Origin of the sequence: Paenibacillus odorifer (genome assembly GCF_000758725.1) — a bacterium.
Taxonomy (GTDB): Bacteria; Bacillota; Bacilli; order Paenibacillales; family Paenibacillaceae; genus Paenibacillus_AQ; species Paenibacillus_AQ odorifer.
In genome coordinates this window covers 4,413,315-4,438,609 of record NZ_CP009428.1, presented here as the reverse complement: position 1 = coordinate 4,438,609, position 25,295 = coordinate 4,413,315, and the positions used below count along the sequence as shown (strand labels likewise).

General features: G+C 43.3%; 23 protein-coding genes and 1 pseudogene. 20 read left to right on the top strand and 4 right to left on the bottom strand.

Going from position 1 to position 25,295, the window contains the following annotated elements; translation table 11 throughout:
• Nucleotides 1-18: 18 nt before the first annotated feature.
• On the bottom strand, nucleotides 19-414 hold the full coding sequence (locus PODO_RS19380) for a DUF2871 domain-containing protein (protein WP_036689034.1): 396 nt from the start codon (nucleotides 412-414) through the stop codon (nucleotides 19-21).
• A gap of 185 nt (nucleotides 415-599) precedes the next feature.
• Here PODO_RS19380 and PODO_RS19375 point away from each other — a divergent pair, with 185 nt between their 5' ends.
• From PODO_RS19375 to PODO_RS19315, 13 genes are all read left to right on the top strand, one after another.
• Entirely contained in the window at nucleotides 600-1,154 is a 555-nt protein-coding gene (locus PODO_RS19375) for a GNAT family N-acetyltransferase (protein ID WP_038572346.1), read from the top strand.
• Nucleotides 1,155-1,279: 125 nt separating this feature from the next.
• The gene (locus PODO_RS19370; protein ID WP_244886359.1) at nucleotides 1,280-1,963 is read left to right on the top strand and encodes an MgtC/SapB family protein; all 684 of its coding nucleotides are present in this window, start codon (nucleotides 1,280-1,282) and stop codon (nucleotides 1,961-1,963) included.
• Between the two features lie 530 nt (nucleotides 1,964-2,493).
• Entirely contained in the window at nucleotides 2,494-3,651 is a 1,158-nt protein-coding gene (locus tag PODO_RS19365; protein WP_036689029.1) for an ROK family transcriptional regulator, read from the top strand.
• Nucleotides 3,652-3,679: 28 nt separating this feature from the next.
• A complete protein-coding gene (locus tag PODO_RS19360; RefSeq protein ID WP_036689028.1) occupies nucleotides 3,680-4,684 on the top strand; it encodes an asparaginase in 1,005 nt (334 codons plus the stop codon).
• 89 nt (nucleotides 4,685-4,773) lie between these two features.
• Nucleotides 4,774-6,378 (top strand): glutathione ABC transporter substrate-binding protein, encoded by a 1,605-nt coding sequence (locus tag PODO_RS19355; protein WP_038572344.1) that lies wholly within the window; start codon nucleotides 4,774-4,776, stop codon nucleotides 6,376-6,378.
• A gap of 112 nt (nucleotides 6,379-6,490) precedes the next feature.
• Nucleotides 6,491-7,414, top strand: a complete 924-nt coding sequence (locus PODO_RS19350; RefSeq protein ID WP_036689023.1) for an ABC transporter permease subunit — start codon at nucleotides 6,491-6,493, stop codon at nucleotides 7,412-7,414.
• A gap of 147 nt (nucleotides 7,415-7,561) precedes the next feature.
• Nucleotides 7,562-8,392: an ABC transporter permease gene (locus tag PODO_RS19345; RefSeq protein WP_370510612.1), complete on the top strand. Its 831-nt coding sequence runs from the start codon at nucleotides 7,562-7,564 to the stop codon at nucleotides 8,390-8,392.
• A 13-nt stretch (nucleotides 8,393-8,405) separates the two neighbouring features.
• Nucleotides 8,406-9,407, top strand: coding sequence for an ABC transporter ATP-binding protein (locus PODO_RS19340; RefSeq protein WP_038572340.1), 1,002 nt, complete (start codon nucleotides 8,406-8,408; stop codon nucleotides 9,405-9,407).
• On the top strand, nucleotides 9,404-10,396 hold the full coding sequence (locus tag PODO_RS19335) for an ABC transporter ATP-binding protein (protein ID WP_094903192.1): 993 nt from the start codon (nucleotides 9,404-9,406) through the stop codon (nucleotides 10,394-10,396). The genes PODO_RS19340 and PODO_RS19335 overlap by 4 nt, the downstream gene beginning before the upstream one ends.
• A gap of 41 nt (nucleotides 10,397-10,437) precedes the next feature.
• The gene (locus PODO_RS19330) at nucleotides 10,438-11,877 is read left to right on the top strand and encodes a leucyl aminopeptidase family protein (RefSeq protein ID WP_038572336.1); all 1,440 of its coding nucleotides are present in this window, start codon (nucleotides 10,438-10,440) and stop codon (nucleotides 11,875-11,877) included.
• 23 nt (nucleotides 11,878-11,900) lie between these two features.
• On the top strand, nucleotides 11,901-12,593 hold the full coding sequence (locus PODO_RS19325; protein ID WP_038572334.1) for a copper homeostasis protein CutC: 693 nt from the start codon (nucleotides 11,901-11,903) through the stop codon (nucleotides 12,591-12,593).
• 28 nt (nucleotides 12,594-12,621) lie between these two features.
• Nucleotides 12,622-13,572 carry an ROK family protein gene (locus PODO_RS19320; RefSeq protein ID WP_038572332.1) on the top strand — a complete coding sequence of 317 codons (951 nt, stop codon included), beginning with the start codon at nucleotides 12,622-12,624 and terminating at the stop codon, nucleotides 13,570-13,572.
• A gap of 48 nt (nucleotides 13,573-13,620) precedes the next feature.
• The gene (locus PODO_RS19315; protein WP_038572328.1) at nucleotides 13,621-14,898 is read left to right on the top strand and encodes an alpha-L-fucosidase; all 1,278 of its coding nucleotides are present in this window, start codon (nucleotides 13,621-13,623) and stop codon (nucleotides 14,896-14,898) included.
• 382 nt (nucleotides 14,899-15,280) lie between these two features.
• On the opposite strand, the gene PODO_RS19310 is transcribed toward PODO_RS19315, so the two are convergent.
• Both PODO_RS19310 and PODO_RS19305 read right to left on the bottom strand, forming a co-directional pair.
• Nucleotides 15,281-16,276: an HAAS signaling domain-containing protein gene (locus PODO_RS19310; protein WP_038572325.1), complete on the bottom strand. Its 996-nt coding sequence runs from the start codon at nucleotides 16,274-16,276 to the stop codon at nucleotides 15,281-15,283.
• On the bottom strand, nucleotides 16,263-16,610 hold the full coding sequence (locus PODO_RS19305) for a PadR family transcriptional regulator (RefSeq protein ID WP_036689003.1): 348 nt from the start codon (nucleotides 16,608-16,610) through the stop codon (nucleotides 16,263-16,265). The genes PODO_RS19310 and PODO_RS19305 overlap by 14 nt, the downstream gene beginning before the upstream one ends.
• Before the next feature lie 281 nt (nucleotides 16,611-16,891).
• Here PODO_RS19305 and PODO_RS19300 point away from each other — a divergent pair.
• From PODO_RS19300 to PODO_RS19270, 7 genes and pseudogenes are all read left to right on the top strand, one after another.
• Nucleotides 16,892-17,253 (top strand): annotated as a pseudogene (locus PODO_RS19300) (aminoglycoside phosphotransferase family protein); the annotation flags it as partial.
• Between the two features lie 40 nt (nucleotides 17,254-17,293).
• Nucleotides 17,294-17,989, top strand: a complete 696-nt coding sequence (locus tag PODO_RS19295) for a response regulator transcription factor (RefSeq protein ID WP_038572324.1) — start codon at nucleotides 17,294-17,296, stop codon at nucleotides 17,987-17,989.
• A gap of 1 nt (nucleotide 17,990) precedes the next feature.
• Nucleotides 17,991-19,331 carry a sensor histidine kinase gene (locus PODO_RS19290; RefSeq protein WP_038572323.1) on the top strand — a complete coding sequence of 447 codons (1,341 nt, stop codon included), beginning with the start codon at nucleotides 17,991-17,993 and terminating at the stop codon, nucleotides 19,329-19,331.
• A gap of 98 nt (nucleotides 19,332-19,429) precedes the next feature.
• Complete coding sequence (locus tag PODO_RS30115) at nucleotides 19,430-20,143, top strand: CPBP family intramembrane glutamic endopeptidase (RefSeq protein ID WP_052097145.1); 714 nt, start codon at nucleotides 19,430-19,432, stop codon at nucleotides 20,141-20,143.
• Nucleotides 20,144-20,223: 80 nt separating this feature from the next.
• Nucleotides 20,224-20,691: a MarR family winged helix-turn-helix transcriptional regulator gene (locus tag PODO_RS19280; protein WP_038572321.1), complete on the top strand. Its 468-nt coding sequence runs from the start codon at nucleotides 20,224-20,226 to the stop codon at nucleotides 20,689-20,691.
• Between the two features lie 86 nt (nucleotides 20,692-20,777).
• The gene (locus PODO_RS19275) at nucleotides 20,778-21,749 is read left to right on the top strand and encodes a ring-cleaving dioxygenase (protein WP_038572319.1); all 972 of its coding nucleotides are present in this window, start codon (nucleotides 20,778-20,780) and stop codon (nucleotides 21,747-21,749) included.
• Between the two features lie 106 nt (nucleotides 21,750-21,855).
• Complete coding sequence (locus PODO_RS19270) at nucleotides 21,856-22,953, top strand: winged helix DNA-binding domain-containing protein (protein ID WP_038572317.1); 1,098 nt, start codon at nucleotides 21,856-21,858, stop codon at nucleotides 22,951-22,953.
• 393 nt (nucleotides 22,954-23,346) lie between these two features.
• Here PODO_RS19270 and baiCD read toward each other — a convergent pair whose 3' ends face one another.
• Nucleotides 23,347-25,272, bottom strand: a complete 1,926-nt coding sequence (gene baiCD / locus PODO_RS19265; RefSeq protein ID WP_052097144.1) for a bile acid Fe-S flavoenzyme BaiCD — start codon at nucleotides 25,270-25,272, stop codon at nucleotides 23,347-23,349.
• Nucleotides 25,273-25,295 lie beyond the last annotated feature (23 nt).

Genomic DNA, 25,295 nt, shown 5'->3' with positions numbered 1-25,295 from the left:
CTGGCGGCTCTTTCTATATTATTTAATTCGTTTACCGAGTAGCACAAGCAGCCAGATGATTCCAGCCCCAACAATGGCGTGACCAAGCCCCGCAATATGGGGCAGGAAGCTAATATCACTGCCGTTAATTTGCAGCATTCCACGTGTAGCCATTGCACCAATCGTGATTAGAAGACCAATGTTATAGACAATGTACCATGCACCAAAAGATTTAGCCTCATGGATATTAAATAACTTATCTAAGATCATAGCAATAATAAAGAAAAAGAATCCTAAGATTAGAATGTGGGTGTGAAGCGCAACTAATATAGTATCTCCTGTGAAATCATTCATTTTAGTAATTTCGCGATAGGCCACTCCGGCTATCAAACCAAGAATTGCATAGAAAAAAGACGTGTAATACAATTTTTTCATAAGAATATCTCCTTTGTAGTTATCGTTATGATTGAAGTGTATCAAGCAATTAAGAACGCAATATGAACAAATGATTACAAGGTGAAAAAAATCACTAGTTTATAAATACATTATATCCTAAAGGAAGTTTCACTTTCCACGACGAACTGTACTACTAGAGAAATGAGAGGAGACTTAAGGAAAATATGAATGATAACATTGAAGTATTTCCGGTGCTCGAAACTGACCGCTTTATTTTGAGAAGAATTACACTGGATGATGCTAAAGAAATATATGATTATTTTTCAAAAGATGAAGTGACCCAGTATTATGATCTGGATAGCTTCACCGATATACAGCAAGCGATCAACCTTATCGAAAGATGGGATGAACGTTTCAAAGGCAAACAAAGCATTCGCTGGGGAATAGCCAGGCGTGAGGATAATATAATGATTGGTTCATGCGGATATCATAACTGGGCGCACAGAAATTTCAAAGCAGAGATTGGGTATGAATTATCTCCACTTTATTGGTGGCAGGGTGTGATGACGGAAGTTCTGACAGCTATTATTGCGTATGGCTTTGAGCATATGAAGCTCCATCGAATTGAGGCGTTTTATGATCCGGCTAATATTGCCTCCAAGAAGTCGCTTTTGAAAGCGGGCTTTAAGTATGAGGGGTTGTTACGCGAATCTTTTTTTGAAAAAGGTAGATTTGTAGATGCGGAGATTTGCTCTTTGTTAGCTTCCGATACGAACTAAGAAGTGTAAAATTAATAAAAGCAAGTTAACCATAATGCGAGAGGACGTATTATGGTTTTTTGTTTGTGATACAATAAATAGATTATCGAATTTATCCTACGTGGTACTAATCCAACATACATATCATGATGAAAGAAGGTGAAGGTATGGAGTTTGAGTATTTGCTTCGTGTAATTGGCGCGGGAATTTGTGGCGTATTAGTTGGATATGAACGCAAAAGCCGGATGAAAGAAGCTGGAGTTAGAACACATTTTGTTGTAGCCTTAGGGGCTGCACTCATGATGGTCATCTCCAAATATGGGTTTCAGGACCAAGCGGATTGGCCTAATCTTTCTCTTGATCCCGCTCGGATAGCTGCTCAGGTAGTAAGCGGAGTAGGTTTTTTGGGAGCAGGGATGATTTTTATGCAAAGACACACAGTCAAAGGGCTCACTACTGCTGCAGGGATTTGGGCAACAGCCGGAGTGGGCATGGCCATAGGGTCTGGTCTTTATATTCTTGGCGTAGGAGCAACGATAATCATTTTACTTGGGCAAAAGATCTTACACAGTCGTAACAGCTGGCTGGCCGCACCAAAAACCCAACAGCTCGTTATAAGTCTAGCTAACACAGAAGGCGCTATGGGCCGAATTCAAGAGTTACTTAAAGAACACAAAATTGCTGTTCTAAGTTTTCATGCTGAAAATAACAGTGTAGAATCCGAATTAAACGTAGAAATCGTTGTAAGATTGCCTGAATCATTTAATCCAGTGCAATTGTTATCGATGATCCAAGAGGACGCAGCCGTTAAGACCGTTGAGTTTCAATGATTTTTTAGCACCCTCGATGTAACTAACTCACTTCGCATCAAAGGTTACCTCCCTTTAGAGAGCTTCCTTTTGATGCGAGTGTTACCTCCATTGTATTTTCGATTCACACATCGTTTTGTATATTTTCAATCTACAGATTGCTCCAGCTCCCATTATCAATCTTTTATTCAACCCCCTCACATTAATCCAAACAAAATACTTCTTTCAGTCTTTCTATCCCAATTAATAGGTTCAAGATTCAAATTAAATGCTAATTCATGGGTATGTGTGTTATGTCTGTGTTATATATTTAATGGTTTTTGTGTTGGTTATCTTTAGTTAACCGCTTACATTTATTTTTAAATAAAAAATATGTCATTTATATTGACACATAAACCATGACCCTTTATTATTAATCCCATCACTGGAGAAACTAAATTAAAATTTAAATCAAACAATACATTATCAGCGCTTTATTTGCAAATATTTTCTTGTTTTTGTGGTTTATTAATCCAGTTAATGCACTGGAGAAAATAATTAGGAGAATGCCCGTGAAAAAGCACGATCAGGATTTCATGAAGCGACAAAATCGTTTAACGGTTTTCGAAATTATAAAAAATCAACAACCGATTTCTCGCGCTTCTATTGCTAAACAGACTGGTATGAGCCCTACGACTGTAAGTCGAATCGTCGGAGAGTTGACGGAGGAAGGATATTTACTCGACTCTGAGCAAGTATCATCAGGATTAGGTCGGAAATCAACGTTAATAGGTATGATTGACACTTCTGTATTATCGGTTGGCGTTGAACTAGATCGCAGTCTTATGTCTATTGGAATTGTGGACTTACAAGGACAGCTTATCTGCAGTAGTCAATTTCCCCGTACACCAGACGAAAGTCCAGATCGAACGCTGGAACGAATTAAGGATGCCATCGATCAATTGTTCCAGCAGCATGTGATTGACAGAACACGTATCGTGGGTATTGGCGTTGGACTTCCCGGCATTGTGAATAACGAAGAAGGAATTGTTGTCTTCTCTGTTCAGCTAGGATGGAAAAATGTGCCGTTAGCCAAACGCTTGAAAGAGCTGACAGGTTTTGAAATCGCTGTGGACAATGAGCTGAAAGTAAGGGCTCTTGCTGAACATCTTAAAGGAGCCGCAGTCGGCTCCAGCCGTACGGCATTATTGGGTTTCGGTCAAGGCGTGGGTTCTGCGATGATTCTCGAGGGAGAGATTTATCGAGGGGTGATGAACAGTGCGGGTGAAATTGGGCATACGACAGTGGATCCTAACGGAATGATGTGTGAGTGCGGCAAAGCGGGCTGTTTACAGACCTATATAAATATCAGTTCTTTATTATCTGAAGCTAATCGGATTCGCCCGATCCGTACGATTGAGGAGTTATTCGCAGCAAAACATGCAGGAGAACAATGGGCGATTCACTTGATCGACCGTGCACTCATGTATATGGCCATCACCATTAATAATGTCGTATGCATGTATAACCCCGACAGCGTGATTTTAAGTGGAGAACTCGTGGACAAATTCCCGGATATATACGAAGAAGTTGAGCAGCTGTACCTCTCGCGCTTTACATGGGAGCCGCTTCGTGGTTCCTTTACGATTCATCGCTCGTTGCTGAATGAGAAGGGTGTAATTATCGGATCGGGACTTTTATCACAGAATCGATTTTTTGCCTTAGATTAAATTAACTACTGCTAGGGAGGGTGTACAGATGGGATTTACAACATTGGTAGAAGAATATCGTGGAGGCCTGCTGGAGAATGTGCATTATGGTGCAGTTAGTGTAGTTGATGAGAAGGGCAGCATTTTGTACAAAGCAGGTGATCCGGAGCATATGACTTATCTTCGCTCTGCTGCTAAGCCATTCCAAGCTTTGCCGGTAATGAAACGCCGGATCGATGAAGTATATGGTTTGACAAGTAAAGAAGCTTCGCTGTTTACCGCTTCACACCGGGGAGAAGCCTTCCATATTGAAGCGCTTGAAGCTCTTTTTCAGAAAATGGGATTAAAAGAAGAGTCACTTCATTGCTGCTCTACATACCCGCTGAATGAAGAAGCCAAAGCAGAACGTCACCGGGCAAATGAGCCAACTCGTAAAATCTTTCATAACTGCTCAGGCAAACATGCAGGTTTAATGGGCCTTAGCAAATATATGGGTTGGGATATAGACACTTATTACGATCCTAACCATCCTGTACAACAGGAGATTCTTGAGATGATGGCTTATATCGCTGAAGTTCCCAAAGCGTCCATCCCGCAAGGTATTGATGGCTGTGGACTTCCTATCTTCGCACTTCCGCTTCATAAAATCGCTTATTCCTATCTAAAGCTAGCGTGTCCCGATTTGATTGAGGATACGGATATACGTAAGGCAGCCGCTGCCATTGCAAAACTTATGAACGATAACCCGGTTATGATTGCTGACACGAAATTTGTATGCTCAGAGCTCCTGAAGGATGACAATCTGACAGCTAAAGGTGGAGCAAAAGGGGTATACGGTATCGGACTCCGTAAGGAACGAATGGGTATATCACTGAAAGTATCCGACGGATCAGAACAAGTCTGGCCATGTATTATCGCATCGATTCTAGAACGTATTGGTTACAGCAATCAAGACACAATTGATCGCTTATATGCACTTGTGCCTAACACGATTGTTAATGATGGCGGTACTGTGGTCGGCGAACGCCGTGCTGTATTTCAATGGGAGATCTAGAGCATAAGGTCAAGAATAATCTTCAAGTTTGGTAATTAATCGGACTAGAAGCTTTTCTAATACATCGTTTGAATAGGGGAGTGTAAAAAATGAAAGCAAAAGGAAAAGTATGGTCAATGTTCATGCTGCTGCTTATTACAGTAGTAGTGACTGCAGGGTGCGGCAACAAAGCGAGCAACGAGGGACAAAAAGGCAATACTGCTGGTGGAACTGAAACTAGCACCCCAACTACAAAGAATGATAAAGACATTGTAATTGCCATCAATTCTAACTTTATTACGCTGGACCCTCATAACGCAAGCGATACGCATTCAATCAGCGCTGCCAGAACGATGTACGAAGGTCTGATGGGTTTTGACGAGAATATGAACGTAGTTCCTGTTCTTGCCGCAAGCCATTCCATAAGTGAAGACGGGTTGGTCTACACGTTCACACTGCAAGAGAATGTTAAATTCCAAGACGGTACTGACTTTAATGCTGAAGCGGTTAAAGTAAACATCGCCCGTATTCAAGATGAGAAGAACAATCTGAGACTGCGCAAAAGCTTCGCAAAGGTAGCGAAAGTGGAGACTCCTGATGCTAAAACCGTGGTTATTACACTCAGCGAGCCGTACAACGCATTTTTAAATAAAGTAGCTATGGCACCTATTATTAGTCCGAAAGCTTTAGAAGAAAATGGCGCCGATATTTCGAAAAATCCTGTAGGAACGGGACCATTTAAGTTCAAAGAATGGGTGCAAGGCGACCGCTTGGTTGTCGTTAAGAACCCTGACTACTGGCAAGCTGGGTTGCCAAAAGTGGATAGTGTGACCTTTAGACCTGTTCCAGAGAATGGATCACGGATAGCCATGCTAAAGACCGGCGAGGCAGATTTCATTTATCCAATGCCAACGGAGCAAGTATCTGAGGTTGAAGGTCTTGAAGGAATTACTGTAGATACCATCGATTCGACAATTGTTCGTTATGTAACGTTAAATACGATGAAAAAACCTTTTGATGATGTGAAGGTTCGTCAAGCCATTAACTATGCTATCAATAAAGAAGCTTATATCAAAGTTGTGAAATCGGGTCTTGGCGCTAAGCTTGATTCCACGATGTCTTCCAAAACACAATACTATTCCCCACAAACAGGTTATGACTATGACATTGAAAAAGCTAAACAATTGCTTACTGAGGCAGGATATCCTGATGGATTCGAAACCGAAATTTGGGGTGAAAATGAATCCGAAACTATGAAGGGTATGCAATTTATTCAGCAACAGCTAGCACTTGTAGGGATTAAGGTAGACGTGAAATCCATGGAAGGCGGCACATTGTCCGACCAAATTAACTCTGCTAAGACGCCAGAAGAAGCAAAAATTCAAATGTGGTATGTCAGCTGGTCTCCGTCTTCAGGTGATGCAGATGGTGCAACCAGAGGGTTGTTCAGTAGTGAAATGTTCCCGCCTGCTGGCTCAAATACAGCTTATTATAAAAATGAAAATGTAGACAAGTGGATCGCTGAGGCGAATAAATCTGTTGATCCAGAAGCGGCTAAATCCATTTATGGCAATATTCAAAAAACAATATGGGAAGATGCTCCATGGGCATTCATGGGCGTCGACCAAATCATCTCAGGCAAAAGATCGTATCTGGAAGGAGTTAAGGTCTTCCCGGATGGTTCCATTAATGTTCTGAATGCAGAAGTGAAATAATGCTAAACAAACGTTAGGTTTAATATCCCAAGAAATGAACGAGGCCGCTTCTGTAGTATGGTGGGAAGCGGCCTCACTAAATCATTTGTCGATACTGAAGGGGGCTTATGAGTTGGGTAGATATGCTTTACAAAGACTCCTCGGGGTTATTCCGCTGTTGTTCATTGTATCGGTGCTTGTCTTTTTGTTTATTCACTTAATCCCAGGCGATCCAGCCCGACTTATTGCCGGTAAAGATGCCACACTTGAAGAGATTCGTGGAATTCAGGAGCAGCTGGGTCTCAATCTGCCTTTGTGGAAGCAATACATAAACTACATGGGTGATCTGCTAAGTGGGAATCTGGGCAATTCGATCCGTTCAGGGATCCCGGTTACCGACATGCTAGAAAGCAGAGTAATGCCAACGTTGTGGCTGACTTTTCTCAGTATGGCCTGGGCTCTAATTATTGGTCTTCTAATTGGCGTGGTTTCAGCCGTTTATCGCAATCGGTGGCCAGATCATTTAGGGACGTTGACAGCCATTTCAGGGATGTCTATTCCTGGATTTTGGTTAGGCTTGGTACTCATTCAAATTTTCTCGGTAGAGCTTGGTTGGTTTCCAACAGGTGGTGTTGATTCCTGGAAGTCCTATATTCTTCCTTCCATTACACTTGGGATGGGAATTATGTCTATGTTGGCCCGTTATTCTAGGTCATCTATGCTGGAGACCCTTCGGGAGGATTATATCCGTACAGGACGTGCAAAAGGCTTACGCGAGTATGTTGTTATCGGCAGGCATGCGCTGCGCAACTCTTTGATTCAGGTGGTTACCGTAGCTGGACTTCAGTTTGGGTTCCTGCTCGGCGGCTCTGTAATGGTTGAGACGGTATTCAGTATTCCGGGTCTTGGCAGGCTGCTAGTAGACTCCATTTTGTTCCGGGATTATACAGTCATTCAAGCCTTACTGCTTCTGTTTGCTACACAATTTATTCTTATCAATCTATTAGTAGATTTATTGTATGGCGTACTTAATCCGAAAATAAGGTTTTCTCAGTAGCTAATGCGACTAAGAAGCAGAATTTCAATAGATTTATAGGGTGAATTTAGGATCAGGAGGGATATCATGAGTGACAATTCGGCGGTGATGGGAGCAAAATCTCCATTACCCGGAGAGGTACTGGCCCCGGAGAAAACAAAAGGCCGTATGGGTGTTTTTTTACGTAAGTTCAGTAAACAAAAGATGCCCCTTGTGGCCGCATTTTTTATTATATTGCTATTCCTAATTGCAATTTTCGGGCCATTTCTGACCCCGTATAATCCTGATGAACCAAACTACGATGCCCTTATGGCGGGTCCTTCTGCTGCACATTGGGCCGGGACAGACGAATATGGCCGTGATATTCTAAGCCGTTTGATTGATGGTACTCGCTTAACCTTAGCTGTCAGTCTCAGTTCCGTCTTAATCGCAGGCGTACTTGGAACCATCCTAGGTCTGTTAAGTGGATATTATGGCGGTTGGCTAGATCGGATTATTATGCGTGGCAGTGATGTACTATTTTCATTTCCTGACTTGCTGCTTGCCATTGGGATCGTCGCCATCCTCGGTCCGGGTCTATCCAATGTTGTTATCGCAGTTGCAGTCTTTGGTACTCCATCGTTCGCCCGAATTATTCGGAGCGTAACGCTGTCTGCGAAAGAAACATTGTTTGTGGAAGCTGCTCGTTCCATGGGAGCGAAGCATCGCCGGATTATTTGGCGTCATATTTTTCCTGAGACCGTGCCCAGCATTATCGTTAATCTATCCATGAAGATTGGCGGAGCGATCTTGGCCGCTGCATCACTAAGCTTTCTCGGAATGGGTGCAAAAACAACGGAGCCTGATTGGGGCGCAATGTTAAGTATGGGACGTGATTATTTAAGTATTGCTCCACATATTGTTTATTTTCCGGGGATAGCCATCTTTTTAACAGTACTTGCATTTAACCTGGTCGGGGACGGACTGCGTGATGCTCTTGATCCCAAAATGAAAAACTAAGGAGGGACAAGACATGACTCAACATTTGCTGGATGTACAAGGGCTGAAAACGGAGTTCAAACGCGGCGATGGAAGTATTACTGCGGTTGCGGGGGTAGACTTTGCCATTAAGAAAGGTGAAGTGCTAGGCCTGGTTGGTGAATCTGGTTGTGGCAAAAGTGTAACCTCATTATCGATCATGCGGTTGCTTAAAGATACGCCGGGTAGAATTTCTGAAGGTTCTGTGCGTTTTGAAGGAAAGGATTTGACGAAGATTTCTGAGAAGGAGATGCGCCAAATCCGGGGAAATGATCTGGCAATGATTTTTCAGGAGCCGATGACCTCTCTTAATCCAGTGCTGCGGATTGGGCTGCAATTAACAGAGCCGATTAGACTGCATTTGGGTTATGGACGCAAGAAGGCTCGTGAGCATGCGATTCATATGTTGCGGCTTGTAGGTATCCCTCGCGCAGAGGAATTAATCGATGAATATCCGCATCAACTATCCGGCGGAATGAGACAGCGGGTCATGATTGCAATGGCCATGTCTTGTCATCCTAAGCTGTTGATTGCCGATGAACCCACGACCGCACTCGATGTAACGATTCAAGCGCAAATTCTTGATCTGATGAAGCAGTTGAAAGATGAACAGGATATGGGAATGCTGCTCATTACCCATGATCTTGGAGTAGTTGCCGAATTATGTGACCGGGTTGTTGTTATGTATGCAGGTCGTGTGGTGGAGGAAGCCTCTGTTCAGGAGCTGTTTGCCAGACCGCAGCATCCGTATACCAAGGGATTGATTCAATCGGTACCTAAGCTGCGCCAGAATGTACATCGCTTGGAGTCTATAAAAGGGAATGTGCCAGACCTTTCACAAATGCCTGCCGGCTGTAAGTTTGCGCCTCGCTGCGACTTTGCCATGGAGCGTTGTCTGTCGCACGAACCTGAGCTACTTCCGATTGAGGGACTAGAGCGCAAAAGCCGTTGTTGGCTTACACAGCAGGAGGACACGGAAGGAGCGGGATGTTTATGAAAGAGACTCCACTAATTGAAGTTAAGGGTTTGAAGAAGTTGTTTTCTGTGAAGAAGGGCTTCTTCGGAACGACTAAATATTTGCACGCCGTTGATGGGATTTCATTCGCCATTCGTAAAGGAGAAACGTTCAGCCTTGTAGGTGAAAGTGGCTGTGGGAAATCGACTACGGGCAGACTAGTGACTCGCTTACTGGAACCCAATCATGGAGAAGTGTGGTTTAAGGGGCAAAATATTAGTCATATCTCAGATAACCAAATGCGGCCTCTGCGCAAAGATATGCAGATGGTGTTTCAAGACCCTTACGCTTCACTTAATCCACGCATGAAGGTGAAGGATCTTGTCGCCGAACCCCTGCTTATTCATACAAAGCTGTCCTCCAAAGAGCGGGATAAGCTAGCTTGCGAACTGCTGGAGACCGTTGGATTGAACAGTTTGCACGCTGAGCGATTTGCGTTTGAGTTCAGCGGTGGACAGCGGCAACGGATTGGGATTGCCCGGGCTTTGTCAGTGCGCCCTAGTCTAATCGTGGCGGATGAACCCGTGTCAGCACTGGATGTATCGATTCAGTCCCAAGTGTTGAATCTGTTACAGGACTTGCAGGAGGAATATGGCCTGACCTATTTATTCATCTCTCATGATCTTAGTGTGGTCGAGCATATTAGTGATCGAATTGGGGTCATGTATCTGGGTTCCCTTGTGGAGACGGCTGATAAGGATACATTGTATGACCGTCCCTTGCATCCTTACACCCAAGCGCTGCTATCTTCAGTTCCCGTGCCCGATCCAAGCTTGAAGAAGGAACGCATTATTCTAAAAGGTGACCTTCCAAGTCCCGTTGATCCGCCGACGGGCTGTCGCTTTCATACAAGATGCCCTTCCTGTATGGAGATCTGTAAGCAACATGTGCCTGTATTCCGGGAAGTTGAACCAGGTCATGAGCTCGCTTGTCATCTGTTTGATGAAGAAATGTTGAAACTAGAACGATAATTTTAAATGTGAGTACACTTTACGGAAAAGAAGGGACAGCTATGAATATCTTGTTCGATTCTGCTAATGTGGCGGATATGCTTATCTACTTAGCCTATGAAGAGGAGCCTTTTCCTCTTCGACTGGGAGAAGCTCACAAACAGAGTGGCAGTGTGACATGGTTATATGCTCGTTCTGAGGAAGAGTCCGATGTGTTAGCTGTTGGAATGGGAAAACGCAAGGCTCTTACGCTTGAGAAAATTCGTCGAGCAGCGGGATCTGCCGCCCGCTTAGCTCTAAGAGAAGGGCTGAATTTCGCTTCATTTGTTCGTAGGACAGCAGAAAGTGATATTTCCGCTGCGGATGAGCTGCAAGCATGGATTGAAGGCTGGCTTCTCGGATTATATCGTTTCCAAACCTATCGTGGCGTTACTAAAATAGACAATTCAGTTGATTTGCTGCTCCAGACAGCCGATTGGCCTGAGCTGACTAAGCTTGAACTGGAAGTTGTACTAAGTACTGGCCGCATACGCGCTGAAGGAGCAGTGGTTGCTCGCGATCTGGTGAATGAGGTGCCCGGGACTCTAAATCCGGATCGGTTCGCAGAATGGATGGTCGAATATTTCGAGCGTGATAACGCAGCAGTGAAAGTTCATGTTTACCGGGGGCAGGAGCTGGTTGACCTACAGATGAATGGGTTGCTGGCGGTTGGAGCAGGCAGTAAACACTCCCCAGCCCTCGTTGAAATTCGCTATGAGAGTAACCCTGAATTGCCAATGCTGGCATTGGTGGGTAAAGGTGTTACCTTCGATTTAGGTGGGATGAATGTTAAGACCGCAAGTGATATCAGCGATGCACGTATGGATATGGGTGGTGCAGCAGCTGTTATTGGGGCGCTGGATATTTTAGTACGGAATCAAGCTCATGTAAATGTGACCGTATTGATCCCAGTTGTTGATAACGTACCAGATGCTGAAGCGATGCTGCCATCGTCTGTTATACGCTATCCTAATGGGCTGACGGTTCAGGTTGCAAATACGGATGGCGAGGGGCGGCTTATTATCGCGGATGCGCTTATTCATGCAGCAAATATCGGGGCAACTAAGGTCATCGATATTGCAACACTTACTGGAAATGTTGGCGCAGCGCTAGGATTAGGTATCGCCGGCATATGGGGTGATGGAGAGATGACGCAGAACCTCGTCGAAATCGGTGAGCGCAATGGTGAGCGACTGTGGCCCATGCCGCTTATGGATGAATATGAAGTCGATCTTCGAAGCAATTACGCTGATCTACGTAATGTTAGTACTTCACCTTTTGCAGGTGCGATTACAGCAGCGCTTTTTATACGGCGTTTTGTAGCGGAATCGCTGAGCTGGGTTCATATTGATATGGCTGGGACGGTTCAGTACAAGCAGGATGTGGGGTATTCAGAAGCTGGAGCAACGGGCTATGGTGCTCGATTGCTCGCTGATTATGTCATGAAACAGGCACAACAATAACAACGGAAGAGTGGAGGAAAGTTATGAGATTGGAAGTCATCGCTACCTGTATGGACGATGCTCTTACAGCCGAAGCGAACGGGGCTGACCGCCTGGAGCTCATTACTGCGATTACGGAAGGCGGTCTAACACCAGGGATAGGATTGGTGCAACAAGTTGCTAAATCGGTTAGCATTCCTGCGTTTGTTATGGTTCGCCCGCACAGCCGTTCTTTTTGCTATTCAAAGTATGACATTTTGACCATGGCAGCAGAGATAAAGCAAATTGCAGCCAGCGGAGCGGCGGGGATTGTGATTGGTGCGTTAACACCGGAAGGGACTATCGACGAGCGAGCGCTTGAAACATTATTGCCGTTGACCGATGGATTGCAAGTAACCTTCCACCGTGCTTTTGATGAGTTGAAGGATCAAATAGAAGGTTATCGAACGCTTTGTAAGTATCCGCAAATTACGCGTGTACTCACTTCTGCTGGGCCAGGTCCGGCACCAGAAGCTATTCCTGCTATGCGGAAGCTAGTCGAGGAATCAAGAGGTAAAACGGTAAGTATACTGGCTGGAAGCGGTTTGAAGCCGGAAGGTATTACTTCATTTATACATCAGACTGGAGTAACAGAAGTGCATTTTGGGTCGGCTGTTCGTTATGATAAAGACGCTTTGTCGCCAATCGATCCAGCAGCCTTACGGGCGTTAGCAGAGAGTATTCATTCTAACGGCTAATAATAGATAGTGAAAAGGTGAATGGGTTATGCAGAAGGTTGAGAGCTACGTAGTTGGAATCGATTTAGGAGGCACAAAAATTGCCGCAGCATTGTTCGATTCAAAGGGGACCGTGTTGAAACGGGAACTGATGGAAACGGCTGGGGCACGTACCGCTAAAGAAGTGGTGCAGCGAATGATCGATATGATCCGCTCCGTATCCGAAGGACGACCACTCACTGGAGTGGGGCTGGCTTCTCCCGGAGCTGTAAATAGCCAGGACGGGATCGTTATTCACGGCACCAATCTTCCGGAATGGGATAATGTTCCGCTGAAGCACTGGATGGAGTCGGAGCTAGGCGTTGAAGTAAAGGTAGTGAATGATGCGAACGCTGCGGCTTGGGGTGAGTATGTCCGAGGAGCTGGCAAAGGTGCAGACAACATGGTTTATGTTACCTTTAGCACAGGGATTGGAGCAGGTATCGTCATTGACGGCAAGCTGCTTCTTGGCAAAAATTCATTTGCTGGTGAACTAGGTCATAATATTATTGACCCGAACGGAACGGAATGTAGCTGTGGAAGATTCGGCTGCTGGGAAGTTTTCGCTTCGGGCACAGCGATTCGGGATATGGCGCTGCGAAGTATGGAGGGCAGACCGTCGATGATTACGGAACTGGCTAATATAAATGGAGAAAAAATTACTTCGCGGCACGTATTTGAAGCCATGGCACTTAACGATGCCGTGGCCGTCGAGGTTATTGACCGCAGTATTCATTATATGGCACTAGGTCTAGCCAATGCAGTTCATACGTTCAATCCTGATCGGATCGTGATCGGTGGAGGCGTGAGTAAGGCTGGAGATTTGTTATTCCCTGCACTGGTGGAGAAGACGGAGCAATTTGTCATGGATCCATATAAGGGTACTTTTACAATTGAACCTGCCGCTCTCAAAGACGATGTAGGTTTAATTGGAGCCGCAGCATTATTTCATACCGCTTAGGTGGAGTGAAAGATTGATTATAGCTTTCATTAACGAGGAGTTGGAGAGATGGGTGCAAGAGAAGAAAGAACGAAATGGTTCTTACAGGATAGGTTCGGGATGTTTATCCATTGGGGATTATATTCAATTCCTGCTAGAGGGGAATGGATACGCGGTAACGAGCGGATGAGTAGAGAGCATTACATGACGTATTTCGATGAATTTGACGCCTCTCGATATGATCCGAAGAAATGGGCAAGTGCAGCAAAAGCTGCGGGTCAGAAATACGCTGTTCTTACGACCAAACATCATGACGGGTTCTGTCTGTTCGATAGTAAGCTGACTGATTTCAAAGCCACTAATACGCCCGCTGGGCGTGATCTAGTGCGGGAATATGTAGACGCTTTCCGGGCTGAAGGGATTGCAGTAGGTCTATATTACTCTATCATAGACTGGCACCATGAGGATTATCCCGGATATGGAGATAAGGCACATCCTGATCGGGATAACGAAGCGGCTAAAGATAAGCCGATTGATTTCGATAGATACTTGGAGTATATGCATGGGCAAGTAAAGGAACTGCTCACCAATTACGGTAAAATCGACATTATGTGGTTTGACTTCTCCTACGATAATATGACAGGGGAGAAGTGGAAGGCGACGGAGCTTATCCGGATGATTCGTTCCATACAACCTGATATTATTATCGACAATCGATTAGGTGGCAATATTCGTGCGGCAGAATCTGAGGAATATGCTGGAGATTTCTTCTCCCCCGAGCAGATCATTCCACCTGGCGGCATTGTTGACGTAAACGGCCAATCCATCCCTTGGGAAGCCTGCATTACCCTTAATGACAACTGGGGTTATCATTCCGAGGATAAGAATTATAAATCAACCAAGCAAGTCATCCGTACGATGGTCGAATGTATCAGTAAGAATGGTAACCTGCTCCTCAATGTTGGACCAGATGCTAAAGGTGAAATGACACGGGAATCACTGGTTATCCTTGACGAAGTTGGGGAGTGGATGCGCCTTAATGGAGACAGTATTTATGGATGCGGGAAGTCTTTGTTACCTAAGCCAGAGTGGGGACGTTATACGCAAAAGGGCAATAAGTTATATGCGCACGTTTACGACCGTGGAATTGGCCCGATCTATTTCCAAGGCTTGAAAGGGAAGATTAAAAAGGCCAGATTACTACGTGATGGTACCGAGCTAAAGGTGGAGGCGCCGTGGATGGCTGAGGAATATTCGGATGTTGACGGTGGAGCGTTTATTACATTAAAAGGCGCGATGTTACCTGATGAGATGGATACGGTTATCGAGCTTGAACTATTTAATTAAATCAGAAGGAGTTGTCCTAGCAGCCATTCATGGCTTATGGGACAACTCCTTTTTTTCGTATTCTTCGCTAACATTTGCACATACGAAACACCTATCGGACACAGATGACACTAAACCCAGAAATATCGCACGTTTGGGATGCCAACGGACCGCATAGCCGCTATTGCCTTGAAACACCCCGATATGGAGCTCTTTCGAGGGAATAACGTCATTGGAGTCCGAAGCCCTGTTCCAAAGGCAGAAAATGTGCAAATTAAGTCATCTGGGTCCGTAACTCTTAGAGGGTGACAATACTGTTGAAGCATTTTAAGCAGGCATTCAACGAGTCAGAAAACAAAGCGGCAATTCTCCAAATAACAGGAGAATCACCGCTCTGCGAATACTAGAGGCGAGCCTTGCGGAAGCCTTCATATATATTGAGGACCGCAACTAAAATCAAGACTGCTATACCTCCACCTACTAGCCCCGTTTCAAATTGGTTAGCTGTAGTAGTTAATAAATTAGACATGTAGTTAATGAATTCTTGGTTAAATACATTCGGATTTATAAGGATAACAGCGAATACAATAAGTACAATGAGCTCGAGGACCGTATTACATAATGCTAATTCTCTAGTCCATTGTCTCTTGATTAATTTATATATAGTTAATGCGACTTCTAATCCGATCACAATAAGAATAATAGGCCAATAATCAAGTAACACATGCTGATTAAAAGCTGGGGCTACGAAGTTAAGTGCGCCTTCACCGCCTCTATAGACTCTGATCAGGTGTTCAGCATTAAAATAAACAGTAGCCCAAATGGCAGTCCACAGTAAACTTCCGAACACTTCGAAGCTTGTAATTGCTTTTTTCTTATGGACAAGCGCGATATCCTTCAAATCATCAGGAGTCCATTTCCTTAATTTTGTAGTAAGCGGATGCCCTTCCTTTCCTTTATCCGCCCGTTCGATAATAGCGAACACAACAGTTATCCAAAAAAAGACTTGGATTCCTACTTCAAGGAAGGTTCCAATTCCTGTACTTATAACTGCAGTAACAATATCCGCAACTGTTTTATCGCCGCTGTAGCCAATCAAGTAATCAGCAACCAGAGCGATTAAAGAAACAACTACAGCGATTGGTATAATCATTTTTAATAACGTAACATATAAATCGAAATAGCGTGGGCCGATGAGATACATGGGCTGATCGCGGTACTCACTAGCTAAAATAGCTGGATTGCCCAATTTTTCAAGGACGGCCTTTACCTCTTTTTCGTCATAATCATCCGGTAACATATCCTCGATGGTTGATCGTAATTCTAATGCGATGTCTTCCCGATTTTGTTCCGGTAACCTCCGAGTAACTTCATGAATGTAAATCTCAATTAGCTTCATGGTCATCCTCCCCTTGTAATAGGCCGTAGAGTTCTTTCGAATTCTTAAGCCATTCTTCCTTTAGCTGTAAAAAAATCTCTACGCCATAGTCACTTAGAACATAATACTTACGGGGTCTGCTCTCGGATGTGTCCCAGCTGCTCGTCACTAATTCCTGTTTCTCTAATCGGCGAAGTAATGGATATAAGGTGCTTTGATCGATGATGATGCTGGATTCCTCCAACAATTGAACGAGCGAATATCCATACTGGGGTGTTCGTAATTGACTTAAAACGGCTAGCGTTAACGTACCTCTTCTAAGCTCTGTGATTAAAGAATTTAATAAAGTACTCATTCACCCACCTCATTATTTAAAATATAAGGATTTATAATCTCTTATAAATTGTTCTTATATTTTTGGTTTAAACGCTTGTTGTCCTTGAGAGGACGTCGAAGCCGCTTATACTTACTATGTGTCATACAGTATTCGATCTATACTATGCATCATACACTATTATTGTTCCAACATCAATTGAATAAAATAATCTTCTAAGAAATAAATAAGAAAATTTTTCTATTTTGTGAAGCGGTTTGATTAAAAGGAGGTTGTGAAATGACCTCTTCAGTTTGGGGTGGAAGATCGATAAGTACATCACGAAATATCAAACATTCGGCATTGTTCTAAAGGGAGCAGAGCAGGTCATTGAGTTTGTGGAGGCGAATCGTTACTTATTGGAGGGGCGGTCGCAGACTTTTCAACACGGCGACTATCATGTAGGAATATGATCATTACGAAGTCGAGGGAACTTGGAATTATTGATTTTAATAGATTTGATTATGGTGATCCTTGGGAGGAATTTAATCGCATTTCTTGGTGTGCACTAACGAGTCCAGAGTTCGCATCGGGCCGAATCCATGGGTATTTTAATCATGATGTTCCAGATCTTTTCTTTAGGCTTTATATACCGAAGTGGTATTTGGCAAGTTATACTGAGTGAAAAGACTCAGCTATTTGAGATTAGTTAGGGGAATTGAGCGATGAATATACTAATTGCTGAAGATGAAACTGATATAAGAAAACTCGTGAAAATACATTTAGAAGATCGATCCTATCGAGTATTCGAAGCCAAGGATGGCATTGAGGCTTTAGAGGTTGTTAATCAACATGAAATAAATCTTGCCATTTTGGATATTGTAATGCCCAAGCTTGATGGGCTTAATCTGTTGCGACAGATAAGAGAGAAAAGCCATATTCCGGTTATCTTGTTAACTGCCCGCGGTGAAGAAATTGATAAGGTTGTTGGTTTAGGTCTTGGAGCGGACGATTATATGGTGAAGCCATTTAGTGCTTCAGAGCTTGTGGCTAGGGTTGAGGCGCAGCTGAGACGAAGAAATGTATACGATCTTAGCCAATCGATAACTGAAGAAACAATCCAACATAGAGAATTGAAGCTGAATTTAAAGGAATGTATGTTGTACATAAATGAAAGTCCGGTTCTTTTAAATGCCAAGGAATATAAGGTATTACAATGTCTGATGCAGAGTCCTAATCAAATTTTTACGCCCAAAAAGTTATATGCAGCGGCGTGGGAAGAGGATTTCTATAGTGATAATAATACGATTATGGTTACCATCAGCCGTCTAAGGAATAAGATTGAACGGGACCCACACCATCCCGAATTTATCGTCACAGTGCGTGGACTAGGTTACAAATTCTACAATCCAGGTAAATAAGATGAAAAAACATAATATATCCTATCAATTGTTAAAAAACTATATCGCGATCTTTCTTATAACAACGGTTATCACGATATTGGTGATTGTTGCTTTGTTTAGCATGAACAGGCTGGGATCTAAGGACATTATTTATAATCAGTTAACGGCTGCTAAACTTATGCAAAATGACTATCAAAGAATTGACACTAGTGTTATTAATGATGTCGGGGGCAGTTTACAGGTTGTGAATTCCAATTACGAAGTCATACACTCCATTGGCAACAATCCATTTACGTCCAAGCAGATTAGTGTCAAAGAATTTACGGATTTTCTAATGAATACTGGAGCTAACAAAGATATGATCACTGTTGAATATAATGAGCAGGAACATTTTTGGCTGATCGTCTTTTTACCTATACAAGTGAAGATGATTGGCAGTTTCCATTGGAATTCAGATTCACCTATGCAGGATCATACCCTTCAAATGCTTGGGTTTATTGGGTTAGGTTATTTGTTGATTTTGATTCTAAGCACGATGATTTATGCGAGAATTACAGCGGTTAGTTTCATTAAACCCTTAGACCAGTTGTCCGCTGCTGTTGAAAAGGTTAAGAATGGGGATTATTCAGCAAGAGTACAGGTAGGCGGAAATCGGGAGTTTAGTCAACTGGAGCAGGCTTTTAATCATATGGCAGAAGTGATTCAGATCCAGACCTCGTTAAAAGAACAGAGTGAAATCAATCGAAAAAATCTAATATTGGATATATCCCATGATTTAAAAAATCCATTAACAAGTATTATGGGTTACGCAGAGCTTGAACTAAAAGAACAGGTGAGCGGTCGGATAGAACATTTGGAATTTGCCAAAATAATATACGAAAATAGTATCCGTGCCAATGTATTGATTCAGGATTTGTTTGAATTATCGAGAATGGAAAGTCCCGAATTTCGTTTGGATGTTACAACAGATGATTTCTCAGAATATTTGAGAGAAGAAATGATACATATGTTGCCCGAGCTTGAGGCTGCGGGTCTGATTCCTGATTTTGTAATCGAGCCAGAAGAAATAATTCTACAGTTTGATAAAAAAAGAATGAACCGTGTATTCTCAAACCTGCTTTATAATGCCATCGCTTATCAGGAGCGAGGTTCTAAGTTTCAAGTTGTGCTGGAAAAGGTGAGTGATGGAGCCAAGCTTACTTTTGTTAATTACGGTCAACCATCAGCCTTGAACCCGGCAGGTTCTGGATTAGGGCTACTCATTGTTCAGAAAATAATAACTGCTCATGGAGGGACTGTTCAGCTGAATACGCAGGATAACCAGTTTGAAATTATAATTGGGCTGAACTGGAAAATTTAAGGTCTATGTAAGATTACATTAAGTCGTATGAAATTTCCCAATGCTAAAATGGTTGATATTCAGTCTATTAACAATTTTACATGGGGGATTAGATTATAATGATTGATGAGAAATTAAGTAAAAGGCAATTGATCATGGGCGTTATATTAGCAGTAATGTACTTTTTAGGCTTGTTCTCCATTCTCTTGATCCGGCCGGTTATGGAGATTCTTAACCATGTTTTTATTTGGCAGCCAGAACAACAAAATCGAATGGCCTTACTGTTGAATGGTCTGATCTACATAGGAGTGATTTTAGGTTTTAGGGGGTTCTATAAACAAGCTATCCATGATTTCAGACAATACTGGGTCCGTAATATGTTATGGATGGTTTGGGGACTTTGTTTGATTATTATCATCGGAAGTATGTTGATTCCCACACTAATTTCTATCTTTCATCCCATTACAAAGTCTGTTAATGAGGTGGATTTACGGGCAATGTTGTCTTCGTATCCATTTATTTTTACAGTGAATGTGGTCTGGATTGGCCCCTTGATTGAAGAATTAGTATATCGGGTTACCATCTATAGCACGATCCGCAGGAAGAGTCGTCTTCTGGCTTATCTGATATCTTCCTTTTTATTTGGCTTCCAGCATGTCTATAGAGCCGTGGTTTTTCAGGGTAACTATAACGAAATGTGGAATATCTTCTCCTATATGACTGCTGGATTAATCTTTGCCTACCTATATGAGAAAAGAAAAAATATATTAGTGCCAATAAGTGCACACATGTTTAGTAATGGTTTATCTGTGCTTCTCTATTTCTTAAGTTAATACGAAACTTGACTCCACATCAGATTACTAGTAAACTGATAATCAAATAGATCCAATTCCAAAGCAATGGATGTGGCATAATGCGAAACAATGGATTCACTGAAGACAACAAACTAAGCTTGTTGATCTGGCTGCGGCTGGTAAGAGTTTATGACAATAGTAACGATCTTTCCAATGAGTTCTTGAAGCAGTTTGATTTAACGGTTAGCCAGTTTGATGCGTTAGTACAAATACTATTACATCAGCCTGTGACACAGATGGATATTGCCGAGCATTTAACCATTACTAAAGGTGGAGTATCACATATGCTTGGCAGATTAGAAAAAGAAGGATGGATTGAGCGTAAGCAGGATTGGAAGGTGAAGTATATTTCTTTAACTGAAAAGGGCCAGGCGCTTATCGAGAAAGTTCTTCCTTTGCAATCGGATTTCCAAGCTTCGTTATTCGATCCACTGACGGACGAGGAGAAAAAGGTATTTTACAGCATGCTTAAGAAGATTCACCGCCATAGCCAGAATGAGAATCGAATTCCACGAGGAGTTCAGTAGTATTGTAAAAGCTTTATTCTGAATAAAGCTTCCTTTTTCAGCATCAGTTTACTAGTAAACCATAATCATATTAGGAGGAAATTAAAATGGGCCAACAACAAATAACCGGACAACATCATGTATCAATGATTACTAAAGACGCTAAACAAAACCTATGGTTTTATACAAAAGTTCTGGGACTAAGACTTGTCAAAAAAACCGTAAATCAGGACGATCCAACCATGTACCATTTATTCTATGGCAACCCTAATGGCGCTCCAGGCACCGAGGTATCCTTTTTTGAAATGCCAAATGCAGGCCAGACCCGGAAAGGAACGAACAGCATTTCTGCAATCTCTCTTCTCGTTCCTAGCGATGAGGCCTTAGTATATTGGGCTAACAGATTAGATACATTTGAAATCGCTCATGAAGCTATCGTAAGTATAGAGGAGCGCAATTCGCTTACTTTTCAGGATAGTGATGAATTAACGGTTCATCTGGTGTCCGCAGAAAAAGATAATGTGACTCAGCTGGTAGAACCTTGGATTACTGATGATATTCCACCACAATATGCCATTGTTGGTTTGGGTCCCGTTGAATTGACTGTCCGTGAGGCTAGCCGTACAAAGGCTGTTTTGGAGGATATTTTAGGCTATACACAAGTTCGTAGAGTGCCATCCATGGGTGACCCGAAGGTAATGGTGGATATTTATGAAACAGCTAAAGGCGGCTTGTACACTGAACTTCAGCTCAAAGAAGTTAATGATCAAGACCGGGAAAGACCGGGAAAAGGCAGTATTCATCATGTGGCTATAAGAGTGAAGGATCTGGAAGAGTTAACCGCATGGGCTGCTAAAATCACAGCTGCAGGGTTCAAGAACACAGGGGTCATTGATCGTTATTACTTCCATTCCTTGTATTTCCGTGATCCGAACCATATTCTTTTTGAGCTTGCTACAGATGGTCCAGGGTTTGAGATTGATGAATCTTTTGATGCGCTGGGCGAGAATTTGACCTTACCTTCTTTTCTGGAAGAACGCCGGGAAGAGATTGAATCGAAACTTCATCCTATCCAATAATATAGCTAAGAAATAAGAAAAACTATGAGATTGGAAAAAATTATATTAAAATCATTCCTATAAGGTTAGACGATGGTTTGATAAGGTTCACTTAAGGAGGTAAAGTGTGACGAATAAAATGATAGCTGCTCAGCGTTTATATAACCAGAAGATCGTTGATTCCAAGCTAATCAAGCCTGAACAGGTCGTTAAAGAATTAGGGGCAATACAGGCGCAGGATTACATGCAGGCGATGTGGGCGATCGGATTACGTACTCCATCTTCGAATTTAGCTGATATAGAGTGTGCTATCGTTGATCGCAAGATGATTCTGAATTGGACGCTGCGTGGTACGCTTCATTTTGTCCCACCGGAAGATGTAAAGTGGATGCATCAGCTATCTGTGCCGCGTTTAACGGGACAAACAAAGCGACGAAATGCAGAGCTTGGGCTAGATGATCAGACACTAGAACGTTGTAGACATATTATAGTTAATGCTTTACAAGGTGGAAAGCAGCTAGATCGTGCTCTTTTACTTCAGCTAATAGAAGAAGAAGGTATTCACACAGGGAACCAGCGTGGTTATCATATGTTGTGGAATGTTGCGTACCAAGGGCTGATTTGTTTCGGGCCGATGAATGGTAAGCAGCAAACGATTGTTTTGCTAGAGGAATGGGTGCCTCATTTTCGCGATCTTACTTACGAAGAGTCATTGTATGAACTCGCTCGGAGATATTTCACTGGACATGGTTTAGCAACTGTTCAAGATTTTGCTTGGTGGGCAGGCATAACCCTTACAGATGCCAGACGAGGATTGGAAGCGGCCAAAAGTCAACTGCAATCAGAGGTTATTGATGGCAGTGAGTATTGGATGTCTGCTGATCGGCTAGAGCCAACTGCTGAGGACTCGGGCGTTCATCTGCTTCCGGGTTTTGATGAGTACATTCTTGGTTATAAAGACCGAAGTGCCGTTCTAGAGCCCGACGTTGCTCCTTTGATAGTTCCGGGGAATAATGGTGTTTTTCTTCCAACGATTGTTGTGGAGGGTCAGGTTGTGGGTACATGGAAAAGAACCCTAAAGACCAAGGGGATTGAGATTATGATCCATCCTTTTGCCGATCTGGGCGATACGGAAAAGTTGGTACTTAAAGAAGCTGAGCGATATGCGGCATTTATTGGGCTGCCGACGATACTCAAAATGAATGTGAGTGGTTCATTGATATGAGTATTTCACTATTCTCATCATCATTCTCACCGTTTTCATCTTTCTTACCATACTTTTGTGCGCACCTTTAACGCTAACGGACACCAGTGCACTTATTAGCTCCTAAATGCTGATTTGCTGAGCTTTTCGGACTCCAATGCAGTTATTCCCGTCGCAGCACCACTTTTGCCCCCTGTTTTTGCGGAATAGCGGCATCTGGGTCCGATAGATTCGTAAAAAGACTACTTTTAGCTCAATAGCGCCTCCTGAGTCCGAACGACAGAACGGCATAATGGGTGAATGGTTGAATGGATACCGATTACCGGATAACCGCTCACGAATGCACTCTGAGTAAAAAATAACCCGGCAGGGCGACCTGCCGGGTTTGTTTCATAAATCTTATAGCTAGCTTAATTAGATTCGTCTAGCTAATTCAGCGCCTTCCCAAATCGCATTAAGCGCTCTACGCGCTTGCACCGCATCGCCAATTACATGATAAGGGATGGAGCTTTCCTCCAAGAAATCCTGAAGAGGTTGTTTGTTGAGGGCGCGTGAACCTACGGCGATTACTACATAATCAGCAGGTAGGCTGTGAGATTCGCCGTCTTTTTCAACAATTACGCTATCCCCTTGAATCGCCATACATTTGCTGTTGGTTATTAATTCAACGCCATGTCCATATAGACTTTCCATGACACAGATTTTACGCAAAAGTCCTAGATCATTAGCAACATCGGCTTGCATTTCAACTACAGTGATTTGATGTCCGCGTTCTACAAGCAGCTCTGCGACCTCAAGCCCCACTAAACCGCCACCGATAATAACGACTCTTCCTTCTGGATGAACCGTTCCCCACAACACATCATGTGAATTGACCACATGTGAACTGTCGACGCCTTCCACAGGCGGAATAATAGGAGAAGATCCGATTGCAAGAATGACCTCATCTGGACCAATTTCTTGGATTAATTCAGGTGTAACCTCTGTATTCAATCGAATGTCTACACCTTCACGTTTAGCGGTTTCTCCCATATTCAGAGCGGCTGCAGCCATTTCCTCTTTACGTGGTGCGGCGCCGGCAATATAAAGCTGTCCGCCTAGAATGTCATTTTTTTCGCATAATATTGGATGATGCCCACGTCGTTTCAGTGTGACAGCTGCTTCTAATCCACCAGGGCCACCACCAGCAATAAGTATTTTCTTGGGGATATTCGTTTGCTGCAATTCATATTCACTTTCACGGCCGGTTGCAGGATTAAACACACAGCTGATAAATGGCACATTAGGATTCACGAATCCATCGAAGCAGCCTTGGTCGCAACCCACACATTTAACGATGGTGTCTGCACGTCCGGCTAAAGCTTTATTGCAGAATTCCGGATCAGCCAGCTGCGCACGCCCAATGGCTACAAAATCAGCCAAACCCTCCGCGATTATCCGGTCTGCAATTGCTGGATCATTAATACGGCCTACGGCAATAACAGGGATGTTAACCACAGATTTAATTTGTGCTGCGTTATCTACATTGAAGCCCACAGGTAAATCGATTGGCGGAACTTCATATTTAATTGCAGCGCCAGCAGGGACCCCACGAGATACATTAATAGCATCAATTCCAGCTTCTTCAGCGAGCTTCGAGAAGAGCTTCATATCTTCCAGCGTAAGTCCGCCCGGTAGATCCTCAATTGCAGAAATTCTCATCAAGATAGGGAACCCAGGTCCAACCGCTTCCCGGATAGCGCGGATACAAGCCAAGGGGAAGCGGCAACGATTCTCCCAAGAACCGCCGTATTCATCCTGACGAAAATTCATTGCAGGACTTAGAAATTGTTGGGGCAAATAACCATGGCCGGCATGGAATTCCACGCTGTCAAATCCGGCTTTCTTCGCACGTGAGGCTGTATCTGCGTAAGCTTGAACCATCTCGCCGACTTCATGATGCGCAAGTTCACGTGGTATATGACTTACGCCTTCAAATGGAACAGGTGAAGAGGAGACCTGAATTAGGTTGGGAGTTACTTTACCTCCATGCCATAACTGTAGACAGCTTTTGCCTCCTGCCTCTCGAATAGCTAATGCTAATTGAGCCATACCTGGAATAAATTTATCATCATAAAGGGCAGGAGCATCATCGGAGGCCGCCGTTGGGTGAATAGTTGTTACTTCTACAGTATTTAAGCCGTTGCCGCCTTTAGCTCGTGCTACATGGTAATCAATCAGACGATCACTGACGTATCCACCCGGCGCATTCATTTTCGTGCCCATCGCTGGTAAAATGACCCGGTTCTTAAGCTCCATATTTCCGATTGTGCCCTTGCTAAATAAATGTGTGAATTCCATATGATAACTTCCTCTCTACATAT